The sequence below is a fragment of the Acidovorax sp. NPDC077693 genome (assembly GCF_044542805.1).
In the GTDB taxonomy this organism is placed as follows: Bacteria; Pseudomonadota; Gammaproteobacteria; order Burkholderiales; family Burkholderiaceae_C; genus Acidovorax.
Genome location: NZ_JBITVD010000002.1, coordinates 405,888 through 424,168 on the forward strand (window position 1 = coordinate 405,888; position 18,281 = coordinate 424,168).

Annotated in this window: 16 protein-coding genes, 1 pseudogene and 1 other annotated feature; of the genes and pseudogenes, 5 read left to right on the forward strand and 12 right to left on the reverse strand. The window is 64.2% G+C overall.

Annotation, left to right across the window (positions count from 1 at the left end; translation table 11 throughout):
• Positions 1–148 precede the first annotated feature (148 nt).
• A complete protein-coding gene (locus tag ACIGHN_RS03940; protein WP_056417194.1) occupies positions 149–1,087 on the reverse strand; it encodes a LysR family transcriptional regulator in 939 nt (312 codons plus the stop codon).
• Between the two features lie 97 nt (positions 1,088–1,184).
• On the opposite strand from ACIGHN_RS03940, the gene ACIGHN_RS03945 reads away from it, so the two are divergent.
• Complete coding sequence (locus ACIGHN_RS03945; protein WP_396503350.1) at positions 1,185–2,171, forward strand: 2Fe-2S iron-sulfur cluster-binding protein; 987 nt, start codon at positions 1,185–1,187, stop codon at positions 2,169–2,171.
• Positions 2,172–2,173: 2 nt separating this feature from the next.
• On the opposite strand, the gene maiA is transcribed toward ACIGHN_RS03945, so the two are convergent.
• The 9 genes from maiA to ACIGHN_RS03990 form a co-directional block, all read right to left on the reverse strand.
• Positions 2,174–2,812: a maleylacetoacetate isomerase gene (maiA, locus tag ACIGHN_RS03950; RefSeq protein WP_396503351.1), complete on the reverse strand. Its 639-nt coding sequence runs from the start codon at positions 2,810–2,812 to the stop codon at positions 2,174–2,176.
• A 2-nt stretch (positions 2,813–2,814) separates the two neighbouring features.
• A complete protein-coding gene (locus ACIGHN_RS03955; protein ID WP_396503352.1) occupies positions 2,815–3,816 on the reverse strand; it encodes a Bug family tripartite tricarboxylate transporter substrate binding protein in 1,002 nt (333 codons plus the stop codon).
• A gap of 98 nt (positions 3,817–3,914) precedes the next feature.
• Positions 3,915–5,039, reverse strand: a complete 1,125-nt coding sequence (locus tag ACIGHN_RS03960) for a cupin domain-containing protein (RefSeq protein WP_396503353.1) — start codon at positions 5,037–5,039, stop codon at positions 3,915–3,917.
• Between the two features lie 32 nt (positions 5,040–5,071).
• Entirely contained in the window at positions 5,072–5,779 is a 708-nt protein-coding gene (locus tag ACIGHN_RS03965) for a fumarylacetoacetate hydrolase family protein (RefSeq protein ID WP_396503354.1), read from the reverse strand.
• A gap of 82 nt (positions 5,780–5,861) precedes the next feature.
• Positions 5,862–7,139, reverse strand: coding sequence for an NAD(P)/FAD-dependent oxidoreductase (locus tag ACIGHN_RS03970; RefSeq protein ID WP_396503355.1), 1,278 nt, complete (start codon positions 7,137–7,139; stop codon positions 5,862–5,864).
• A 28-nt stretch (positions 7,140–7,167) separates the two neighbouring features.
• The gene (locus ACIGHN_RS03975; protein WP_396503356.1) at positions 7,168–7,482 is read right to left on the reverse strand and encodes a non-heme iron oxygenase ferredoxin subunit; all 315 of its coding nucleotides are present in this window, start codon (positions 7,480–7,482) and stop codon (positions 7,168–7,170) included.
• 9 nt (positions 7,483–7,491) lie between these two features.
• The gene (locus ACIGHN_RS03980) at positions 7,492–7,965 is read right to left on the reverse strand and encodes an aromatic-ring-hydroxylating dioxygenase subunit beta (RefSeq protein ID WP_396503357.1); all 474 of its coding nucleotides are present in this window, start codon (positions 7,963–7,965) and stop codon (positions 7,492–7,494) included.
• Between the two features lie 2 nt (positions 7,966–7,967).
• Positions 7,968–9,230, reverse strand: coding sequence for an aromatic ring-hydroxylating dioxygenase subunit alpha (locus ACIGHN_RS03985; RefSeq protein WP_056417183.1), 1,263 nt, complete (start codon positions 9,228–9,230; stop codon positions 7,968–7,970).
• Between the two features lie 244 nt (positions 9,231–9,474).
• On the reverse strand, positions 9,475–9,855 hold the full coding sequence (locus ACIGHN_RS03990; protein ID WP_396503358.1) for a carboxymuconolactone decarboxylase family protein: 381 nt from the start codon (positions 9,853–9,855) through the stop codon (positions 9,475–9,477).
• Positions 9,856–9,942: 87 nt separating this feature from the next.
• On the opposite strand from ACIGHN_RS03990, the gene ACIGHN_RS03995 reads away from it, so the two are divergent.
• Together ACIGHN_RS03995 and fusA are read left to right on the forward strand one after the other, a co-directional pair.
• On the forward strand, positions 9,943–10,839 hold the full coding sequence (locus tag ACIGHN_RS03995) for a LysR family transcriptional regulator (protein WP_396503359.1): 897 nt from the start codon (positions 9,943–9,945) through the stop codon (positions 10,837–10,839).
• A gap of 539 nt (positions 10,840–11,378) precedes the next feature.
• Positions 11,379–13,427, forward strand: a complete 2,049-nt coding sequence (gene fusA, locus ACIGHN_RS04000) for an elongation factor G (RefSeq protein ID WP_396503360.1) — start codon at positions 11,379–11,381, stop codon at positions 13,425–13,427.
• Positions 13,428–14,020: 593 nt separating this feature from the next.
• Here fusA and ACIGHN_RS04005 read toward each other — a convergent pair.
• Both ACIGHN_RS04005 and ACIGHN_RS04010 read right to left on the reverse strand, forming a co-directional pair.
• Positions 14,021–14,926, reverse strand: a complete 906-nt coding sequence (locus tag ACIGHN_RS04005; protein ID WP_396503361.1) for a hypothetical protein — start codon at positions 14,924–14,926, stop codon at positions 14,021–14,023.
• A gap of 219 nt (positions 14,927–15,145) precedes the next feature.
• A complete protein-coding gene (locus ACIGHN_RS04010) occupies positions 15,146–16,138 on the reverse strand; it encodes a hypothetical protein (RefSeq protein WP_396503362.1) in 993 nt (330 codons plus the stop codon).
• Positions 16,139–16,941: 803 nt separating this feature from the next.
• On the opposite strand from ACIGHN_RS04010, the gene ACIGHN_RS04015 reads away from it, so the two are divergent.
• Both ACIGHN_RS04015 and ACIGHN_RS04020 read left to right on the forward strand, forming a co-directional pair.
• Positions 16,942–17,685 (forward strand): hypothetical protein, encoded by a 744-nt coding sequence (locus ACIGHN_RS04015; protein WP_396503363.1) that lies wholly within the window; start codon positions 16,942–16,944, stop codon positions 17,683–17,685.
• A pseudogene (locus ACIGHN_RS04020) lies at positions 17,585–18,192 on the forward strand (IS3 family transposase); the annotation flags it as partial. The gene ACIGHN_RS04015 and the pseudogene ACIGHN_RS04020, both read left to right, overlap by 101 nt.
• Positions 17,863–17,979 (forward strand) — a sequence feature (AL1L pseudoknot). Its footprint overlaps the pseudogene before it by 117 nt.
• Positions 18,193–18,281 lie beyond the last annotated feature (89 nt).

The window sequence follows — 18,281 nt, forward strand, 5'->3', positions numbered from 1 at the left end:
ATCACCCGAGCACGACATCGCACCGGTGATCCTGTTCCCGGCCAGCCAGGGCGCGCAGTGCATCGCCGGCTACAGCCTGCAGCCTACAACCTGGCACCCGACGGCGGAATGGTCATCGACGCCGCGCGTTGACCGCTGCAGCGGCCACTCAACCTGTACCGTCGGAACCACCGTCGACGGGCCGGTCGCCTCCGAACAGGTCGAACACCATGCTGCGCAGCCATTGATTCACGGGCTCGCGATGCACCTTGGCGTGCCAGAACATGCTGATGGGTGCATCGGGCAAGGGGACGGGGTGCGTGCGCAGCACCAGGCCGAAGGGCCCGGCCAGCTTGAGCGCCAGGCGTTCGGGCACCGTCGCCACCAGCGCCGTACTCTGAAGGATGTGGCCCACACTCACGAAGTGCGGCACGCTCAGCCGCACGCGGCGATCGATGCCGGCCTTGTGGATCAGCTCATCGATTTTGCCGTGCCCCGTGCCTGCGGACACGATCACCAAATGCTCCGCCGCCTTGTAGTCAGCCAGCCGCAACTTGGGCCGGTCGAGCGCGTGGCCGCGGCGAAACAGGCACACATACCGCTGGCGGAACAAGCGGCGCTGAAAGAAGCCCGCCTTCAAGTGCGGCAACAGGCCGATGGCCAGATCCACCTTGCCCGCTTCCATGTCATCGCGCAGATTGGTGGCGTTGTTGCGCACCGTGTTGAGCGTCACGCCGGGCGCCTCCCGGCCCAGGCGTTCCAGCAAGGCTGGCAGGAAGACGATCTCGCCGATGTCCGTCATGCCGATGGTGATGGTGCGCTTGAGCGTGGCCGGCGTGAACTGCGTGCGCTGATTGAGCCCGCTGTGGATCATGCCCAGCGCGTAGCCCACCGGCTCGCTCAGTTGCTCGGCAAACGGTGTGGGCACCATGCCGCCGGACGTTCGCAGGAACAACTCGTCGCCGAAGATTCTGCGCAGCTTGGCCAGCGAGTTGCTGACGGCCGGCTGCGTGATCCCCAGGTTGTCGGCCACCTGCGATACGCGCCGCTCGACCATGAGTTGCTGAAACAGCACGAGCAGGTTCAGATCGATATCGGATAGCTCCATGGCGCCTCCATCATCTCCGATGATGTGAAATGGCAATGGTATTGCAGCCGGTGATTCGTGGGCACAATGGCGTGCATGACCCCGAAGGCCGACCGCCGTGGACATCCTTGTTCAGCCGCTTAACCGCGTGATCCGCGCCGCACCCGGTGCGAATCTGCTTGACGCCCTGCGCGCGGCGCAGATTCCCATGTCCTATTCCTGCCTCTCCGGCCGCTGCGGCATCTGCCGCTGCCGGGTGCTCGATGGCGAGGTGCTCGATGGTGGGCGCGAGCAGCAGCGCCCGCTGGACGGCATGGACGGCGCCGTACTGGCCTGCCAGACCTATGTGACCGAAGCCTGCACGATCGAAGTGCCAGCGCCTGAAGAGGCCGTCGTGCACCGGGCGCGTGTGGCCAGGGCCTCCGTCGTCGCCATCGAACCCCTGGCGGCCGACATCCGGCGCCTGCTGCTCAAGGTCGCCAACCCGATTGCGTTTTCTCCGGGTCAGTACGCACAGATCGCTTTGACCCCACAGCACTCGCGGCCCTACTGCATGGCCAACCTGCCGGGTGATGATCTGCTGGAGTTTCACGTGCAGCTGATGCCCAAGGGCCGCGTCAGCAGCTACATCGCCGAACAGCTGACGGTGGGGGACAAGGTCAAGGTCAGCGGGCCACTCGGCGCCGCCTATCTGCGCCAGCAGAACGCCGGACCCATGCTGTGCGTGGCAGGGGGCACGGGCCTGGCACCGGTGCTCTCGGTGGTGCGGGGCGCCGTGGCCGCCGGCATGCGCAACCCCATCCACCTGTACCTCGGGCTGCGCTCGCCGCGCGACCTCTACGGACTCGCATGGCTGGACCATTTGCGCAGCACGCACCCTGCGTTGAAAGTACATGTGGTGATGGCCTCGGGTGCAGACCCTGCCACGCAGCGGCGCGGGCTGGTGACCCAGGCCATCGAACAGGACCACACCCACTTGCGTGGATGGAGCGCCTATCTGTGCGGCTCGCCGCCGATGGTGGAGACCACCACGCTGCTCGCACTCGGCAAGGGCATGGAGGCGGCCCACATCCATGCCGAGGCCTTCTACATGCAGGGCGACTGAGGTCAGCCCGCATCGGGCTGCGCAGCGGGCGCGGCCTGGCGGAACGCGTCCAGTTGCCCGCAGGCCGCGTCCACAGCCTGAACCCGCGGCCAACGCGCCATGTCCACCTTGAAGCGGCGTGCACTCTCCACCTGCGGCACCAGGTAGACATCGGCGAGCGTCGGGTGGTTGCCAAAGCAAAAATCTCCACGACGCCGGTCACTCGCCAGCAAGGCCTCGATGGCGTCGAAACCCGCGCCGATCCAGGTGCCGCACCAGTCGTTGATCGCCGCCTCGTCCGCGGCAAAGCGGTGGCGCAACGCCTCCAGGATGCGCCGGTTGTTGACCGGGTGGATGTCGCAGCCCACGATGGCTGCGAGCGCGCGCACCTGCGCACGCTCTGCGGCGTCGCTGGGGAGCAGCGGCGGATCCGGATGGCGTTCTTCGAGCCATTCGATGATGGCCGGCGACTGGATCATCAAGCGGTCTTCCGTGTCCAGCACGGGCACGAACTGCTGCGGATGGATCGCTTTGAAGGCCTGCGCCAGGTGCTCCTCGCGCCGCAGATCGACCGCGACCTGGTCGTACGAGAGGCCTTTGAGGTTCAGCGCGATGCGCAGGCGGTGGGATGTTCCACTGCGGAAAAAGGTGTAGAGCTTCATGATCAGTCCAGAGCGATCTTGGCGCGCTTGACGACATCACCGAACGTGCGTGAGTCGCGTTCGATGGCCTTGGTGAGCTCGCCGGGCGGGCCCATGTAGGGCTCGAAGCCGAAGGTCGCCAGACGCTCCTTGACCTCGGCGGTCGCAAGCACCTTGCCGACGTCGGCGTTGATTTTCTCGATCGCCGCCTTCGGTGTGCCTGCAGGCGCGAACAGGCCGACCCAGGTCTTCACCTCGAACCCCGCAGGTCCGCCCGCTTCGCCGACGGTGGGAACATCGGTGAAGCCCGCCAGGCGCTTGGGCGCGGCCAGTGCCAGGAACTTCACCTTCTTGGCCTGGTACATCGGTCCGGCAGTCGCCGCCGTGCCGAACGCCCACTTGATGTCGCCAGTGGCGACGGAGGTGTAGACGTTCCCCATGTCCTTGTAGGGCACATGCATCATCTTCGTATCGGTCGCGGCTTCGAGCATCGCCGCCCCCACATGGGCCACGCTGCCGATGCCCCATGATCCATAGGTGATCTCGCCCGGTGCCGCTTTGGCCGCCCGGATCAGGTCGCCCACGTCTTTCCACGGCGAGTTGGCCGCCACCACCACGAAGAAGTTGGTGAAGTACACCGGGGCCACCGGCTCGAAGTCCTTCAGCGGGTCGTAGGGCAGTTGCTTGAACACATGCGGCTGCAGGGCCATGTGGGTGTTGTCCACCTGCAGAACGGTGTAGCCGTCAGGCGCTGCGCGTTTGGCGTCGCCAATGGCGATGAAACCGTTGGCGCCCGGCTTGTTGTCGATGACCAGTTGCTGGCCCCAGTGGCGCGACAACCTCTCGCTGAGGATGCGCATCACCGCGTCCGGGCCGCTGCCCGGGGAATACGGCGCGACGGAGCGCACGGGCTTGCTGGGGTATGTCTGCGCCGCTGCGCCGGGCAGGCCCGCGGCGGTCAGCAGGGCCCAGGCGCAAAGCGCAGTGGCCGTGCGGAAAATGGAAGTACGGATGGCTGTGATCATGGCTATGTCTCCTTGTCATTGGGGCCGGAATCGGCCTGTTGTTTCGTGGCTGGTCAGCGGGCTGGGCAAGTGCGGCATGCGGGCCGGAGGCTGCCGGCTCACCCGGTGGTCTGGGCGCGGTGCGCGTGCAGCGCCTCGAAGATCGGCGCGTCGCTGAACCGAAAGAGGTCGAGCGCACCGCAGGTGGATGCCAGGGCCGAGAACGGCTGCCACGACGGCACCACGAACAAGTCGCCACGCGCCACTTGCCAGGTGCGATCGCCCACCGTCACGGAACCACTGCCGTCGAACACCTGGAACACCGACGAGCCCACCTCGCGATGGACGCGCGTTGCGCCGCCCGCGCGCACGCGGTGCATCTCGGTGCGCATCGTCGGCAGCACGTCGCCGCCGGTGGCCGGGTTGGTAAAGCGCACCGCCGCATGGCCCGGGCTCAGCGTGCCGGCCTGGCCCTCGGCCTCCAGGGCGAGCTGGTCGGCCAGTGCGCGGTCCGTGTCCACCCAGCGGTAGGCCAGGAGCGGCGTGGCGGGTTGCGCCCCCGCCATCGACACCGGACGCAGGCCAGGGTGGCCCCAGAGCCTTTCGGAGTACGAACGCTCGGCCGTGGTGCGCTCGGCAGGCGAGATCCGCTCGCGCCCGACCTCGAAGAACTGGCTCTCCGTGTAGTACGAAAAGGGGATGTCCAGGCCATCGATCCAGGCCATGGGCTCGGTGGCGGCGTTGTGGTGGGCGTGCCAGTTCCAGCCTGCCTGCGGCAGGAAGTCGCCCCGTGACATGCGCACGGCATCGCCGTTGACCACGGTCCAGACGCCCTCGCCCTCCACCACGAACCGGAAGGCGTGCTGCGTGTGCCGGTGCTCAGGGGCGTCTTCGCCCGGCATGAGGTACTGAATGGCGGCCCACAGCGTGGGTGTGGCAAATGGACGGCCGCCCAGCGCCGGGTTGGCCAGCGCGATCGCACGCCGCTCGCCACCGCGGCCCACAGGCACGATCTCGCCGGCCTGCGCGGCCAGCGCCTTCAACCGGTCCCAGCGCCACAAGTGCGGCACGGCTCTGGATTGGGGATGCCGGGGCATCAGGTCGCCGATCTCGGTCCAGAGCGGGACCAGCAGTTCCTGCTCGAATCCTCGGTACAGCTGCTCCAGTGCGGGCGTGGGGTCGGGCTGGCCCCGCCCCGCAACGGCATGCAGCCGCACGGGAGAAGGTGTCAGGTCGGTGGTCATGGTGGTTTGTCTCCTCAAGGTGTTCAGCCATATCACTCCGCCGGGCCAACGTCGAGCACGATGCTGCCCACGCCGGCAATCCGGCCTTCGATGTGGTCACCGGGCTGCACCGGGCCCACGCCTTCGGGCGTGCCGGTGAAGATCAGGTCGCCGGGGAGCAGGTGGTAGAACCTGGACAGGTCGGCAATCAGCTCGGGGATGTTCCAGATCAGCTTCGACAGGTCGGACTTCTGGCGCACCTTTCCATTGACCGACATCGCCAGTTCGCCCTGGCTCAGGACGACCTGGGGCATCGGAACGACCTCCGAGACCACGGAGGACTGCTCCACATCCTTGCCCAGGTCCCAGGGGCGGCCCTTCTCGCGCGCCGCGAGCTGCAGGTCGCGGCGCGTCATGTCCAGACCGCAGGCATAGCCATAGATGAGGCGCGGCGCCTCGGACTCGCTCACACGGAAGCCGGCCGCGCCGATGGCCACCACCAGTTCCATTTCGTGGTGGTAGTCCTGGGTACCGGGCGGGTAGGCCACCGTGGCACCGGACGCGACCAGCGTGGACGGTGCCTTCGTGAAGTAGAAAGGCACCTCGACCGACTTATCGACCGGACGGCCCATCTCGACCGCGTGCGCGTGGTAGTTGCGGCCGACAAAAAACAGCCGCTGGATCGGTAGCCGCTCGCTTCGGCCACGCACCGGCAGCGCGTAGACCGGCGGTGGAGTCCAGAGATAGGAGGTGGATGTCATCGGGGTTTCCCTTGTTTGAAAGTGAGGGTGGTGGGGTGGGGTAGGGTTCAAGCCTTGGGCAGCGAAGCAACGGGCGCCCGATTCACAGCTTGGACATAGGCGTTCCCATGTCCGCCAGGCGCTCGGTATCGACCGGCCTGCGCTGCTCGATCAATCGGCGCGCGAAGCGCAGGTCACGGGCCGCGTTGGGGCCGATGGCCGCCTGCACCACATCGCCGGCCAGGTAGAACATCACGAAGCTGCCGCTGGCCTGGTCGCCGCGTTGCACCACACGGTGCGCCGGCGTCGGCACGCCGTAGATCTGAAGGTTCATCCCGTACTGGTCGGACCAGAACCAGGGCAAGGGCTGGTAGTCCACCGCGTGGCCCAGTGCCGAGCGCGCGGCAGCGATGCCCTGGTCCTGCGCGTTCTGCCACGACTCGAGCCGCAACCTGCGCCCGGCCCAGGGGTTGGAAGCCACGGCCACGTCGCCAGCGGCCAGGATGTCGGGGTCTGACGTGCGGCACCGGGCATCGACCAGCACGCCGCCTTCGCAGGCCAGGCCCGCATCGCGCGCCAGTTCGTCGTTGGGCACGAGGCCGATACCCAGCACGATGGTGTCGCCCGCCAGCACGCTGCCATCAGCGAGCAGCAATTCCGAGCGCCCATCTGCCGCGCGCGCAAAGCCCCGCACGCCAGCGCCCAGCACAACGCGCGTTCCCTGGGCGCGATGCAGCGCGAGCAAATAGTCGGAAATCTCGGCGGGTACGGTGCGTTCGCACAGGCGGGCCTGCGTCTCGACCACCACGACGTCAGCGCCCCTCTGGCGTGCCGTGGCCGCCACCTCCAGGCCGATCCAGCCGCCGCCCACCACCACCACGCGGCGGCCGGGCACAAGTGCGGGCGCCAGCGCCATCGCATCTTCGATGGTGCGCAGCGTGTGCAGCGGCACCTGGTCGGCCCCTGGCACCGCGAGCGTGCGGGCCCGCCCTCCGGTGCACAGGATGAGCTTGTCGTACGGCACCGCTTCGCCATCGGACAGCAGCACCTGCCTGGCAGCGCGGTCGATGCGGCGTACCCGCACGCCGGGCCGCCATTGCGCACCCAGGGCATCAAAGGCCTCGGGCTTCATGAGCCGCGTGGTCTCAGGCTGTGCCGCACCAGACAACACCGCCTTGGACAGTGGCGGCCGCTCGTGCGGCGGGTGGATCTCGTCGCCGATCAGCACGATGCGGCCTGTGAAGCCTTCGCTTCGCAGCGTCTGCGCGGCCCAGCCACCGGCCTGGCCGGTGCCGACGATCACGATGGTGTGGATCGGGCGGGCGTCCGCGCCTTCATCCGGCCATGCGGCGGCCGCAACCTCTGGTCGCTCGGCGGTCATGGGCTCTCCTTGTGAGGGGTGGCAGCGCTCAGTCGAAGGCCAGCCAGACGCGGCCGCCTTCGATCTTGACGGGGTAGCTGCGCAGCGGCTCGGTCACCGGTGCGCAGGTGGGCTGGCCGGATCGCACATCGAACTTGCCCTGGTGCAGGGGGCATTCGATCTCGTGCCCGTCCAGAAAGCCGTCGCACAGCCGTGCATGGCCGTGGGTGCAGACGTTGTCGGTGGCGAAGACCTCGCCGTCCACGCCATACAGCGCGATGTCGCGTCCTGCAACGGCCAGGCCCATCACATCATCCTGCGGCACGTCGCTCCGCGCGACCGCGTCAATCCAGTTCGTGGTCATGGCAGTTCCTCAGATGGGGTAGATCAGCGAATTGGGGATCATTTCGCTGTCGTAGATCACCAGTCGCGAAGCGAACTTCAGCCCCTCTGGCGTGCGCACCACTTCATCGAGCGTGCGGCCCACGTTGAAAACGGTCGACTCCTTGGACAGGCGCGTGCGCAGCACCGCATAGTTGGCTTCGCTGTGGATGCGGCCATCGGCACCGACCTGGTGGACGAGCGGCGCACCCACCACGTGGCGCTGGTAGTAGGGGTCATGGAACAGCGTCTCGCGGATGCCATAGACGCGGTCCTTCAACATGCCCTTGCTGTCGAAAGCCAGCGTGGCGAGCGGGAAACCGCGTTCGTGGTTTTCGCGCGGCTGCAGTTTGTAGCTGCAGTCGTCGATGAAGAACTCCGGCCAGGCATCCCAATCGGCGGCATCGAGTGCACTTGCGTAGCGGGCATAGAGCTGCGTCAGCTCGTAGTAGGTCTGGAAGTCCATGGTCACGCCTCCATCACCTTGCGCCAGTATTCGTACATGCCGCGGATCAGCGTCTCCGTGACCATGTGGTCCGTATCGCCCACCTCCCGGCCACCCAGTTCGGCCAGCGTGCGGTGCGCCGGCTTGGTCTCGAAGCCTTCCTGCGACCACTCGATGACTTCGCCGTCGTCCGCCGAGACGAAGCCCGCCGGCCCGAAGAGGTTGGCCTGGCGCAGGCGGCGCTGCGTCATCTCCTGGCTGTCGTCTTCGAAGCCGAAATGCGTCCAGACGAAATCGAAGGCGCCCTGGCCATCCGGCTGGATGTGGCGCGTGGACACGCTGTTGACCTGCTGCTGGAAGATGACGCTCGGAAACACGGTCATCATCACGGCCGTGGGCGCGCCCCACCAGTCTTCGTGCACGATGTCGAGAAAGCGCGGGTCGTGCAGTTGCATGCCCGCCTTGAAGCTGGACACCTGGGTCACGTCGGCCGCCTTGCCTGCCGCGCCGCGGGTGGACACCATGGCCGCATGGCGGTGCTGCGCGTCCATCAGCAGCTGGGATTTGTTGTCGGCGCGCCAGAGCCCGAAGGTCACGAACCAGGTGTGCAGCAGGCCCGGGTGGTAGGGGTCCTTGATGTTCTCCTGCATCAGCTTCCAGTTGCCCGGAATCCGCTGGCGGTTGTACCCCAGGATCGTGAGCTTGCGGCCATCGAACAGCCGGTCGAAGTAGCCCAGGATCTCGGGCCCCAGGAAGTCCTCCAGCGGCGCCACGCCATGGTCGAAAGACGCGAACACAACCCCGCCGCGCGTGGCGACCTTGAGCTTGGTCAGGCCATGGTCCGCTGGCTGGAAGTCCGCCGGCATGCCGCCATTGACCTTGCCATCCTGCTTGACGCCACGCCGAAACGGCACGCCCTGCAAGTCACCCGACAGGGTGTAGTTCCACTGGTGGTACGGGCAGGTCAGACTGTCGCGGTTGCCATGCCGCTCCCGGCAAAAAGCCATGCCGCGGTGCGCACAGACGTTCTCCACCACGTGGATCGAAGCATCCTTGTCACGCACCAGCAACACGGATCGTTCACCGATGACGGTGCGCTTGAAATCACCCGCATTGGGAATCTCGGCTTCCAGGCCGACGTAGCACCAGTGGCCGTTGTAGAACAGCCGGTCCAGCTCCTTGCGGTAAAGCGCCTCGTCGGTATAGGCCTGGAAAGGAATGCGGCTGGTGCCGTCCGTTTCCCAGCGTATCTGCTGCGGAAAGACAGTGACGGGGCATTCATGCATGGGCGTCTCCTTGTTGTCATGTCGGCAGGTGCCGATGCAGATGCATTCAGCGCCTGGGGACCGATCATTCGCGCCCCTGCAATATCAGTCAATGGACCCACAGTGATGTTTCACATCACCCATGTGAATATTGCGTGGACCCCTGACCAGGGCATCCATCAGGCCCCGGGGCCGCGACAGTGCCCACGCAGGCCCCCCGCAACTCACATCCGCAAGTCCGCGCCGGCAAGCGTCGGGCGTTGCTTCACGCAGGCGTCTCCTGAGAGAAGATTTCCTTGGCCGCGAAAAGGCCGTTGAGCGCCGCGGGAAAGCCGGCGTAGACAGCCATCTGCATGATCACTTCGACGACCTCCTCACGGGTACAGCCGACGTTGCGGGCGCCATGGATGTGCACCTTCAACTGCGGCACGGCTGTTCCCATCGCGGTGAGCGCTGCCACCACCGCGAGCTCCCGCACCTTCAGGTCGAGGCCCGGCCTCGAATAGATGTCGCCGAATGGAAATTCAATGAGCAGGCGTGCGAAGTCGGGTGCGATGTCCTTGAGACTCTCGATGACGTTTTCGCCCGCCTGTCCATCCACTTCCTTCAGCCTCTTCCAGCCCCGGATATAGCGTTCACTGTCCATGACGTTTCCTTTGCATGTGTTCATGCAGCGCACTCTACGGATGTGCCGCAGGTTCATCCAATACCGTTTGTGTGATACCTTTTTGGTATGAACACATCCATCGACCTGCGGCAATTCCGGTACTTTCTCGCCGTCAGCGAGGAACGCCACATCGGTCGAGCGGCTGCGCGCCTGCACATCTCCCAGCCGCCCCTGAGCAGGCAGATTCGACAATTGGAAGATCAACTGGGCGTCGAGCTTTTCGTCCGCACCAAGGTCGGTGTGACGCTGACGGAGGCGGGAACCGCATTCCTGCCGGAGGCCAAGCGGACACTCGCCCAGGCCGCCAAGGCCGTGGCCGCCGCCAGAGCCGCGCGAGGCCCTAAGCGCCAGCAGTTCGTCATCGGATACACCACGGTGTTCGACAAAAGCGCCATACCCGACGTGACTGCGCGCTTGCAGGAGCGCTTCGCGGCATGGCGCATCGTCACCCAAGGCAAGCATTCGATCAGCCTGGTGAGAGACGTCCAGAACGGCACGATGGATGCCGCATTCATCGGCCTGCACACCGAAGCCCAAGGCCTGCGGGTGGAGACATTGCGGGAAGAATCCCTCCTGGCCGCCGTGCCCGCAGGCCATCCGCTCGCTCGCAAACGCAAGATCGGCTTCGATGACCTGCGCAGCGAGTCGATCTACCGCTTCGAGCGCCGGTTGAATCCCGGCTTCTACGATCACTGCCAAGCCTTCTTCGAACGGATCGACTTCAAGCCCTGCACGATCCCGGAACCCCACGACCATCACATCCTGCTCGGGCTCATCGCCGAAGGGCAAGGCATCGCTTTCATCTCGCCCTCGCTGCAGAATGTCAAACGGCGCGGAGTGGTCTTTCGGCCGCTCAAGAGCGAAGCCCGGGATCTCTCCAGCGGAATTGCCGTCGCCTACGCTGAGAACAATCCGTCGCCCGTCCTGAAGTCGTTTCTTGAACTTGTGCGGCAGTCGGTCTGATCGCGCCCTCTGAGCGCGCGCCGTCTCGCTCAATGCAGCGCGGCGGTGGCGCCGCTGCGCGACAAGACCTGCGCCCGGCCCGGGCGTTGGAGGCACCGCCTGCGCACGTGATGCGGACCGGTGGCACCGGCAGCACGGTCGCTTGCAAGCTTTTTGCGCGAGGAGGATAATTCGCTCTTATGAAAATTCTCACCAACGTGATCAAGGCATCGTTCGCCACCTAGCTGCGCCCCTCGATCGCGTGTCGGAGGGCTGTGCGCCTTCCGGTCCAACAAACCCCGGCAGGCCCATCCCTCCGGGGTTTTTTGTTTTCAGATCCATCGACACCCTCACCCACCTATGCGTACCTACGACAAGTTGATCGCCACGATTCCCGACCGCCGGAGCTTGAGTTCCGTGCGCCCGGGCTCCGGCGACAGCACACATCCCAGACGCTAGCGACCAGGCGAATCCATCTCGCCTGGGCTGGCGCAAAGCCAACCAGGCGGCAGCTGCTCGCAGAGCCGAGTGCAGCCGCAAGACAGATTGAAAGATTCGCCATGACCAAGAATTCACGCAACCCGCACAGCAACGCGCAACTGCGCAACCTCGGCGTCATTGCCCACGTGGACGCGGGCAAGACCACGACCACCGAACGCATCCTGTTCTACACGGGCGAGAGCCATCGCATCGGCGAAGTGCACGACGGCACGGCGCACATGGACTTCGACCCACAGGAGCAAAAGCGCGGCATCACCATCAACAGTGCGGCCGTCACGGTGCACTGGAAGGGCACGCAGCTCAACCTTATCGACACGCCCGGCCACATCGACTTCAACATCGAGGTGAACCGCTCGCTGCGCGTGCTCGACGGGGCGGTCGTCGTGTTCGACGGCGTGGCCGGCGTGGAGCCGCAGACCGAGACCAACTGGCGCCTGGCCGACAAGTACCGTGTACCCCGCATCGCCTTCATCAACAAGCTTGACCGCGTGGGTTCCGACTTCCACCGCGTCGTGGCCATGATGCAAGAGCGCCTGGGCGTGCACGTGGTGCCGCTGCAGATCCCCATCGGCGTGGAAGGCGACTTCCGCGGCGTGGTGGACTTGCTGAGCCTGCGCGCCCGCATCTGGGACAAGGACGACGCGAGTGCCCCTTACCGCGAAGCCGATGTGCCTGCCGATCTGGCCGATCAGGCAGCGCGCGCCCGCACCCGCCTGGTGGAGGCCGCGGTGGAGCAAGACGACGCGGCCCTGCAGGCCTACGTGAACGGTGAGGAGATCGCTGTGGATGTGTTGCGTGCCGCCATCCGCAAGGGTGTGCTAGCTGGCGCCTTCGTGCCCGCGCTGGCCGGTTCGGCGTTCAAGAACCGCGGCGTGGAGCCTTTGCTCGACGCCGTGGTGGACTACCTGCCCTCGCCGGACGACATCGTGCGCGAAGGCAGTGGAAAGCCCGGTGCGGCCGCCGACACCTTCGCGGCCCTGGCGTTCAAGGTCGTCACCGACGACCATGGCGCCAAGGTGTTCGTGCGCGTGTACAGCGGCCGACTGGGCCGGGGCGATGTGGTGCTCAACACCAGCACGGGCAAGACCGAGCGGGTGTCGCGCCTGTACGAAGTGCATGCCGACCAGCACATCGAGCGCGACGAGCTGGTGGCGGGCGACATCGCCGCCGTCGTGGGCCTGAAGGACACGCTGACGGGGCACACCCTGAGCGACCCCGCACACCCCGTGGTGCTGGAGCAGATCAGCGTGCCCGAGCCGGTGATCCATGTGGCCATCGAACCCAAGACGAGCGCGGACCAGCAAGGCCTGTCCAAGGCGTTGCAGTCCCTGCTGCGCGAAGACCCGAGCCTCAGGCTGCAGCACGACGCCGAATCCGGCCAGACGATTCTGTCCGGCATGGGCGAGCTGCAGCTCGAAGTCTCGATCGAGAAGCTGCGCGCCCGCCACGGCGTCAACGTGTCGGTCGGCCGCCCCCAGGTGGCCTACCGCGAAACCATTTCACGGAGTGTGGAGGTGAGTCATGTGCACAAGAAGCAATCGGGCGGCCCCGGCCAGTTTGCCGAGGTGAGGCTGCAGCTCGCACCCCTGCCCCGGGGCGAAGGCATCCGCTTTGAAAGCCGCATCGTCGGCGGCGCCGTGCCGCGCGAGTTCATCCCCGCGGTGGAGACCGGCATCCGCCGCGCCGCCCTCTCGGGCGTGGTGGCCGGCTTTCCGGCGGTGGACTTCGTGGCCGCGCTGGTGGATGGCAGCTTCCATGAACGCGACTCGTCCACGCTGGCCTTCGAGCTGGCGGCCATGGCCGCTTTCCGCGAGGCGTTCGCCCAGGCCGGGCCGCAGGTGCTGGAGCCGGTGATGGCTGTGGAAGTCATCACGCCGGCCGAGTACCTGGGCGACAGCATCGGCGACCTGAACCGACGCCGCGGCCTCGTGCGCGGCCAGGGCCAGCGCGGCAACGCGGCCACGGTCGAGGCCCAGGTACCGCTGAAAGAGATGTTCGGCTACATCGGCAGCCTGCGCGCCTTGTCCTCCGGGAGAGCGCAGTACTCGATGCAGCTGGACCACTACGAGGTGGTGCCTGCGGCGCAGATGGCTGCCTTGTTGCCATAGTGGGCTGAACCACGCCGGGCCAGGCGGGATGGCCCGGGCGCGCCAGCGACAAGCAGGAAGGGGTGCGGACGCATGTCTGCGCCCCTTTTTTGGTGGCTGCGTGCACCGCTGAGTTTGATCACTCGAGCCCAGGATTCACTATCGAACCAAACACATGCAGTTGGGCCCCTACAAACGGCCGTCGCGTCAATCACACGGCTGAAACCGCACACACGGGGCCACCCCACGGGTCTAAGTCAGGGCGTTTTCCCCCTCTACACGCTCAGCGCGAAACTTCACGCTGTGCCAACCTGCAGACCTGTGATCAGGGAAGTACCGTGAACGCGAAAGCGCACTGTCACAACGGTCGTCGAGTCCTAGGCGCCAGCTATTGGCGCATGCATACCCGACCGCCGTCGTTTTCCGAGGCGAAGGCTTGCAGGGTAGCCCGTGTTTCGGCCTAAGGTTCCGGCAGACTCTCTGCAGCGACTTGGATGGCGCGGAATCGTCTGCGGGCTTTTCTGCTTCAGCGCGCCATGCAAATCAGCCCGCAGAGATAAGTCTTGTGAGAAGCTGATCCATGTTTCACTCCACGATGGCCTAAGCCCTCATGCTTACCAGCCTCGAAACGCCTTCAAGTCCGCAGCCACCGCCGCAGCAATGGCTGCGTGCGTTGCCAGCGTCGGGTGCAGACCCTCGTGGGTCGTGCCGGGGTTCATTGCCACGGTGCCGTCGCTCCAGTAGTTGGAGCGGATGGCGAAGCCGGGGTAATGGGCATTCACTTCGGCCACGCCAGCGTCGATGCCGGTGTTTGTCGCAGGGAAATACGCCTGCCACTCCGAAACCTTCGCAGCAATGTAGTCTGGAGTGAGGCCGGGCGTTACGAGACCAGCAGCGTAGGCGTCTTCGGGCACCGTGTAGGGTGCTTCGATCACTACGAGGCGGCGACCTTGGGCGGCCAGTTGCTTGCCAAGCATGCCGATTTGGTAGGCCACGATGTTGTGCTTGTCGGTCGTGTTAAAAACACCTTCACCCTCGCCATCGTTACCACCGAGGTGGATGATGACGGTATCAGCCTGGATGGCTGCAGCGTGCTGCACCAGCGTCAGGCCGCCCCATGCCAACACGTCGCTGGCGGGGTCGGTGGCGTAGCTCTTGCGATAGCCGTTGACCATACCGGTGAGCGTGCTTCCGCCAAACTGCTGCGCGTCGTAGCTGGAGGCGCCGCTGGCACCGAAGATACGCCACGCCAGATCGTAGAGGCTGGGGTGTGCACCATGAGCCGGGTAGCTTGTGAACTGAGAAATTGGGCCCGTACCCAAAGGTGCGCCAGCAGCGGTAGTGGGATTGCCACCGACGTTGCCTCCGTCCCCGATGGAGTCGGTATAGACAGCGATCTTCTTGGGGATCACTTGCGCATGCAGCAAGCTGCCATGCGCCAGCAGCAGGACCGACACTGCTGCGGTTGCGGCCAGACGCAGCAGAGCGGGGAATAGGGGACGACGTTGTGCAATGTTCATAGCGGCTCCTCAGTGGTGGTGGCTCGGCGCCGCGATGGGCGGGCCTGGGCAGGAAGTGCGCGGGACGATGGTTCGCTGCACGGCGCACCCGCCCGCGGCGAAGCCAACTTTTGTCATGTCGGCATATGGCACTTGATCAGGTGCCAATCCGGGTGACGTCATGGGGGTTGCCCACCCACATCGTCCCGGCGGCCGGGCTTGTTAAGTACAAGCGCAGTCCTACCAGCGCGCCCATCCAGACGCAGGGTAGTTCTGCTCGGCATGTCCAATCACTGCAGCCACCGTCGACAAGTTGCCGACGGCGACCAACCGGCGGGCTGTGTGCCACTGCGTGTCGGAGATGGTGGGTGCAGCTGCGTTGTCACCCAGTACGGACATCAACGCCAGCTCGGTGGGTGAGCCCTGGCGGCGGCTTGCGTAGACACGGGTGAATTCGTGCGCATAGAACGCCATGCACGTACCTTGGGCTGGTTGCTCGACCGCATCCGCGCGGTCACAAAGTGCAATCGCGTGACCACTCCGCTCAAAGTTATCGTTCCAGACCCATTGCTTGATATCGTGACTGACGCTAGGTCCGGTCGACCCTAGCAGTGGCTGAAAATTCACTCCGTCGACGCTGTAGTAGGCATAGCGCAAGAAGTTGGCATCCACAAAAGCCACCGGCAGTTCCGACAGGGCTTTGACCAGGTCAGGAGATGCCGGGCCGTCCTTGCGAATCGACATGTCCACGACCATCGCTTCGCGCGGTACCGCAATGCCGTCGCCCAACGTCACGCCGAATGCCATGTCGTACGGAGCCACGCCTGGCTGCCCGCCATTGCAGGTGCCGGAGAGGCCCGGTTCGTCATAGAGCAGTGGGTCGATGCCGAGCAGGATGCCGTTGCTTGCCGGGGTTCCGAGCTGGGCGCCATTCCAATTCGGAATCGAGCCCATCAGCACTGAGGTGCGCCCTGCGCAATCACCACCCTGCGTCGGGTTGTAGTTGTTGCCTTGGCTACTGCGGCTTGTCATCTGAAAGTCTGCGCCGGCGTTGTCGTGGGGCACCACCTTGCGGCCGGCGATCCACATGTTCGTGATCATCGGCGAGTTGGTTCCGTAGGGCGCTATGGCCTCGTTCAGTTTGATGCGGATGACACCGTTGTCCTTCTCGAACTCCTGGGCCGACGCAGCCACGGATGCGAGCAGTGCCACCGAAAGGAATATGTGCTTCATGCGAAAAATCTCCTGGTTGAGGTCAAGGTCGGTACTTCAGCAAGGCAAGCAATGCGGTAAATAAGGTGTTTCATCTGCATCAGTGGAACTTCAGCAGGGTTCACTTGCAATGTGCAAGGACAGCTCCATCGCGAGACGTCGCAGATCCCTCATCCTTATTCACGCGCGCAATCGCAATAACCGGCAAATAATGCAGCAGCCGCAACTGATGCAATATCATTTTTGATAGGTATCCTTAGAAAACACCGCCTAGCCACCCATTGCGATTGATTTGTATTAAGCAAGCTTCAATGGTTTCTGAAAAGGGCTGTTTGTGAGTGAAAGTATGCCGAAGTGTTCACTTACTGCATGATTGTGCTTATTGGTGCCATATCCTCACCACTAACACATGTGAGATTTTGAAATCGTTTAGTTGCAAAACAAATTAATGCTTACAAATTAACTTCGCCATACACCACAGCAAAGTGAATCGTTTCGTTTGTTGCAAATTTCGAATTATTGTCACATTCAAAAGCAAATAGTTTGTGTGCAAAACAGCATTCAACCTTCGCCACTGATACTAATTTGCATTTTGCTTTCCCAAAACAATACGATTCCGCCGATACTGGTGAAAATTTGCGCGCTACAAAAGCAAATTGACTTCTCCGGTCAACTTGTGCATAAGACCACATAGGTAGTTTTTAAGGTTTTCATCGCTGGTGGATATTGAAGAGATAGATTGCGACAAGACGTGAGCACATGTGAGGCCGCCCCACACGTGTGCTTGCTGAGTGATTTATCACCTTCAACGGGAGGAGAGCCCAGTGTCAAACCCAACCCTTCGGCGAATCAGCTTCGCCTTGATCGCTGCCGCCAGCGCAGCACAAGCCCAGGAGGTCATCCCCGACTTCTATAAGGAGCCCGGGATCCAGCCCAACCGCGACGCGGTCAATCAAAGCCACCACGAAAGCATCGACCCCTTCACCGGCTCGCTGCAGCGGCACTACGTGGACATCCGAATTCCGGGCAATGGCGGCTTGGACCTCAAAGTCATCCGCTCATACAACAGCAGCAACGTCGACCCGGCCAGCGCCGGCCAGCCCAGAACCACGGCTGGGTGGGGTTGGGCCATTCACTTCGGCCGCATCCTCAAAGCCCGCGAAGGCTTTCCGTGCTTCAACAAGAACGTGGAAACAGTCGCCGAGAACCCAGTGCTGGAGTTGCCGGACGGAAGCCGTCAGTTGCTCACCTTCACCAACCAGAACTCCCCCATGGCGCTGACCACTCAGCGCTGGCGGGCTGACTGCAACCCGGGTGGTGACGGCCTCATCGTTACATCGCCGGACGGTGTGGAGTACCAGATGACTCAGGCTCTGGGCTTTTCGTCTACCTCTTCGCCGGTGTACGAGTGGCACACTGAATCACCCCGGTTTTTGAGGAGGCTCAACACTCTGAGAGGATTGAGCCATGACGAAGTCAAACAAGTTTTCACCCGAGGTTCGCGAGCGTGCCGTACGCATGGTGCAAGAGCACCGAGGCGAGTACCCATCGCTGTGGGCCGCCATTGAATCCATAGCTCCCAAGATTGGCTGTGTGCCGCAAACATTGAACGAATGGGTCAAGCGTGCTGAGGTCGATTCAGGCGTGCGCGAAGGCGTCACAACCAGCGAAGCGCAGCGGATGAAGGAGTTGGAGCGCGAGGTCAAGGAACTGCGTCGAGCCAACGAGATACTGAAGCTGGCTAGTGCGTTTTTCGCCCAGGCGGAGCTCGACCGCCGACTGAAGTCTTAAGAGCCTTCATCGACAAGCATCGCGATACGTTCGGGGTCGAGCCGGTCTGCAAGGTACTGCAGGTTGCCCCATCAGCGTATCGGCGGCATGTCGCACTGCTGCGTGCCCCTCACAAGCGCTGTGCACGGGCTCGCCGAGATGAAGCGCTGGTCCCGGAGATACAACGCGTCTGGCGGGCCAACATGCAAGTCTATGGCGTCGAGAAGGTCTGGCGGCAGTTGGCCCGCGAGGGCGTTGTCGTAGCTCGCTGCACGGTCCAACGGCTGATGCGCAAGCTGGGGCTGAATCGCCCCGGCTGAACTAGACACCTTCGAGCCTCAAACCTGAGGCCCAATAGGAGGTGCCATGACAAAGCAGCCATATCCCGAAGAGT

Bases quoted from the DNA above. Each gene is read 5' to 3' on its own strand.
- maiA (WP_396503351.1), bottom strand. From the start codon at position 2,812: ATGAAGCTCTACACCTTTTTCCGCAGTGGAACATCCCACCGCCTGCGC.
- ACIGHN_RS03955 (WP_396503352.1), bottom strand. From the start codon at position 3,816: ATGATCACAGCCATCCGTACTTCCATTTTCCGCACGGCCACTGCGCTT.
- ACIGHN_RS03985 (WP_056417183.1), bottom strand. From the start codon at position 9,230: ATGCATGAATGCCCCGTCACTGTCTTTCCGCAGCAGATACGCTGGGAA.
- ACIGHN_RS03965 (WP_396503354.1), bottom strand. From the start codon at position 5,779: ATGACATCCACCTCCTATCTCTGGACTCCACCGCCGGTCTACGCGCTG.
- ACIGHN_RS04010 (WP_396503362.1), bottom strand. From the start codon at position 16,138: ATGAAGCACATATTCCTTTCGGTGGCACTGCTCGCATCCGTGGCTGCG.
- ACIGHN_RS03970 (WP_396503355.1), bottom strand. From the start codon at position 7,139: ATGACCGCCGAGCGACCAGAGGTTGCGGCCGCCGCATGGCCGGATGAA.
- ACIGHN_RS03980 (WP_396503357.1), bottom strand. From the start codon at position 7,965: ATGGACTTCCAGACCTACTACGAGCTGACGCAGCTCTATGCCCGCTAC.
- fusA (WP_396503360.1), top strand. From the start codon at position 11,379: ATGACCAAGAATTCACGCAACCCGCACAGCAACGCGCAACTGCGCAAC.
- ACIGHN_RS03975 (WP_396503356.1), bottom strand. From the start codon at position 7,482: ATGACCACGAACTGGATTGACGCGGTCGCGCGGAGCGACGTGCCGCAG.
- ACIGHN_RS03990 (WP_396503358.1), bottom strand. From the start codon at position 9,855: ATGGACAGTGAACGCTATATCCGGGGCTGGAAGAGGCTGAAGGAAGTG.
- ACIGHN_RS03940 (WP_056417194.1), bottom strand. From the start codon at position 1,087: ATGGAGCTATCCGATATCGATCTGAACCTGCTCGTGCTGTTTCAGCAA.
- ACIGHN_RS03960 (WP_396503353.1), bottom strand. From the start codon at position 5,039: ATGACCACCGACCTGACACCTTCTCCCGTGCGGCTGCATGCCGTTGCG.
- ACIGHN_RS04005 (WP_396503361.1), bottom strand. From the start codon at position 14,926: ATGAACATTGCACAACGTCGTCCCCTATTCCCCGCTCTGCTGCGTCTG.
- ACIGHN_RS03995 (WP_396503359.1), top strand. From the start codon at position 9,943: ATGAACACATCCATCGACCTGCGGCAATTCCGGTACTTTCTCGCCGTC.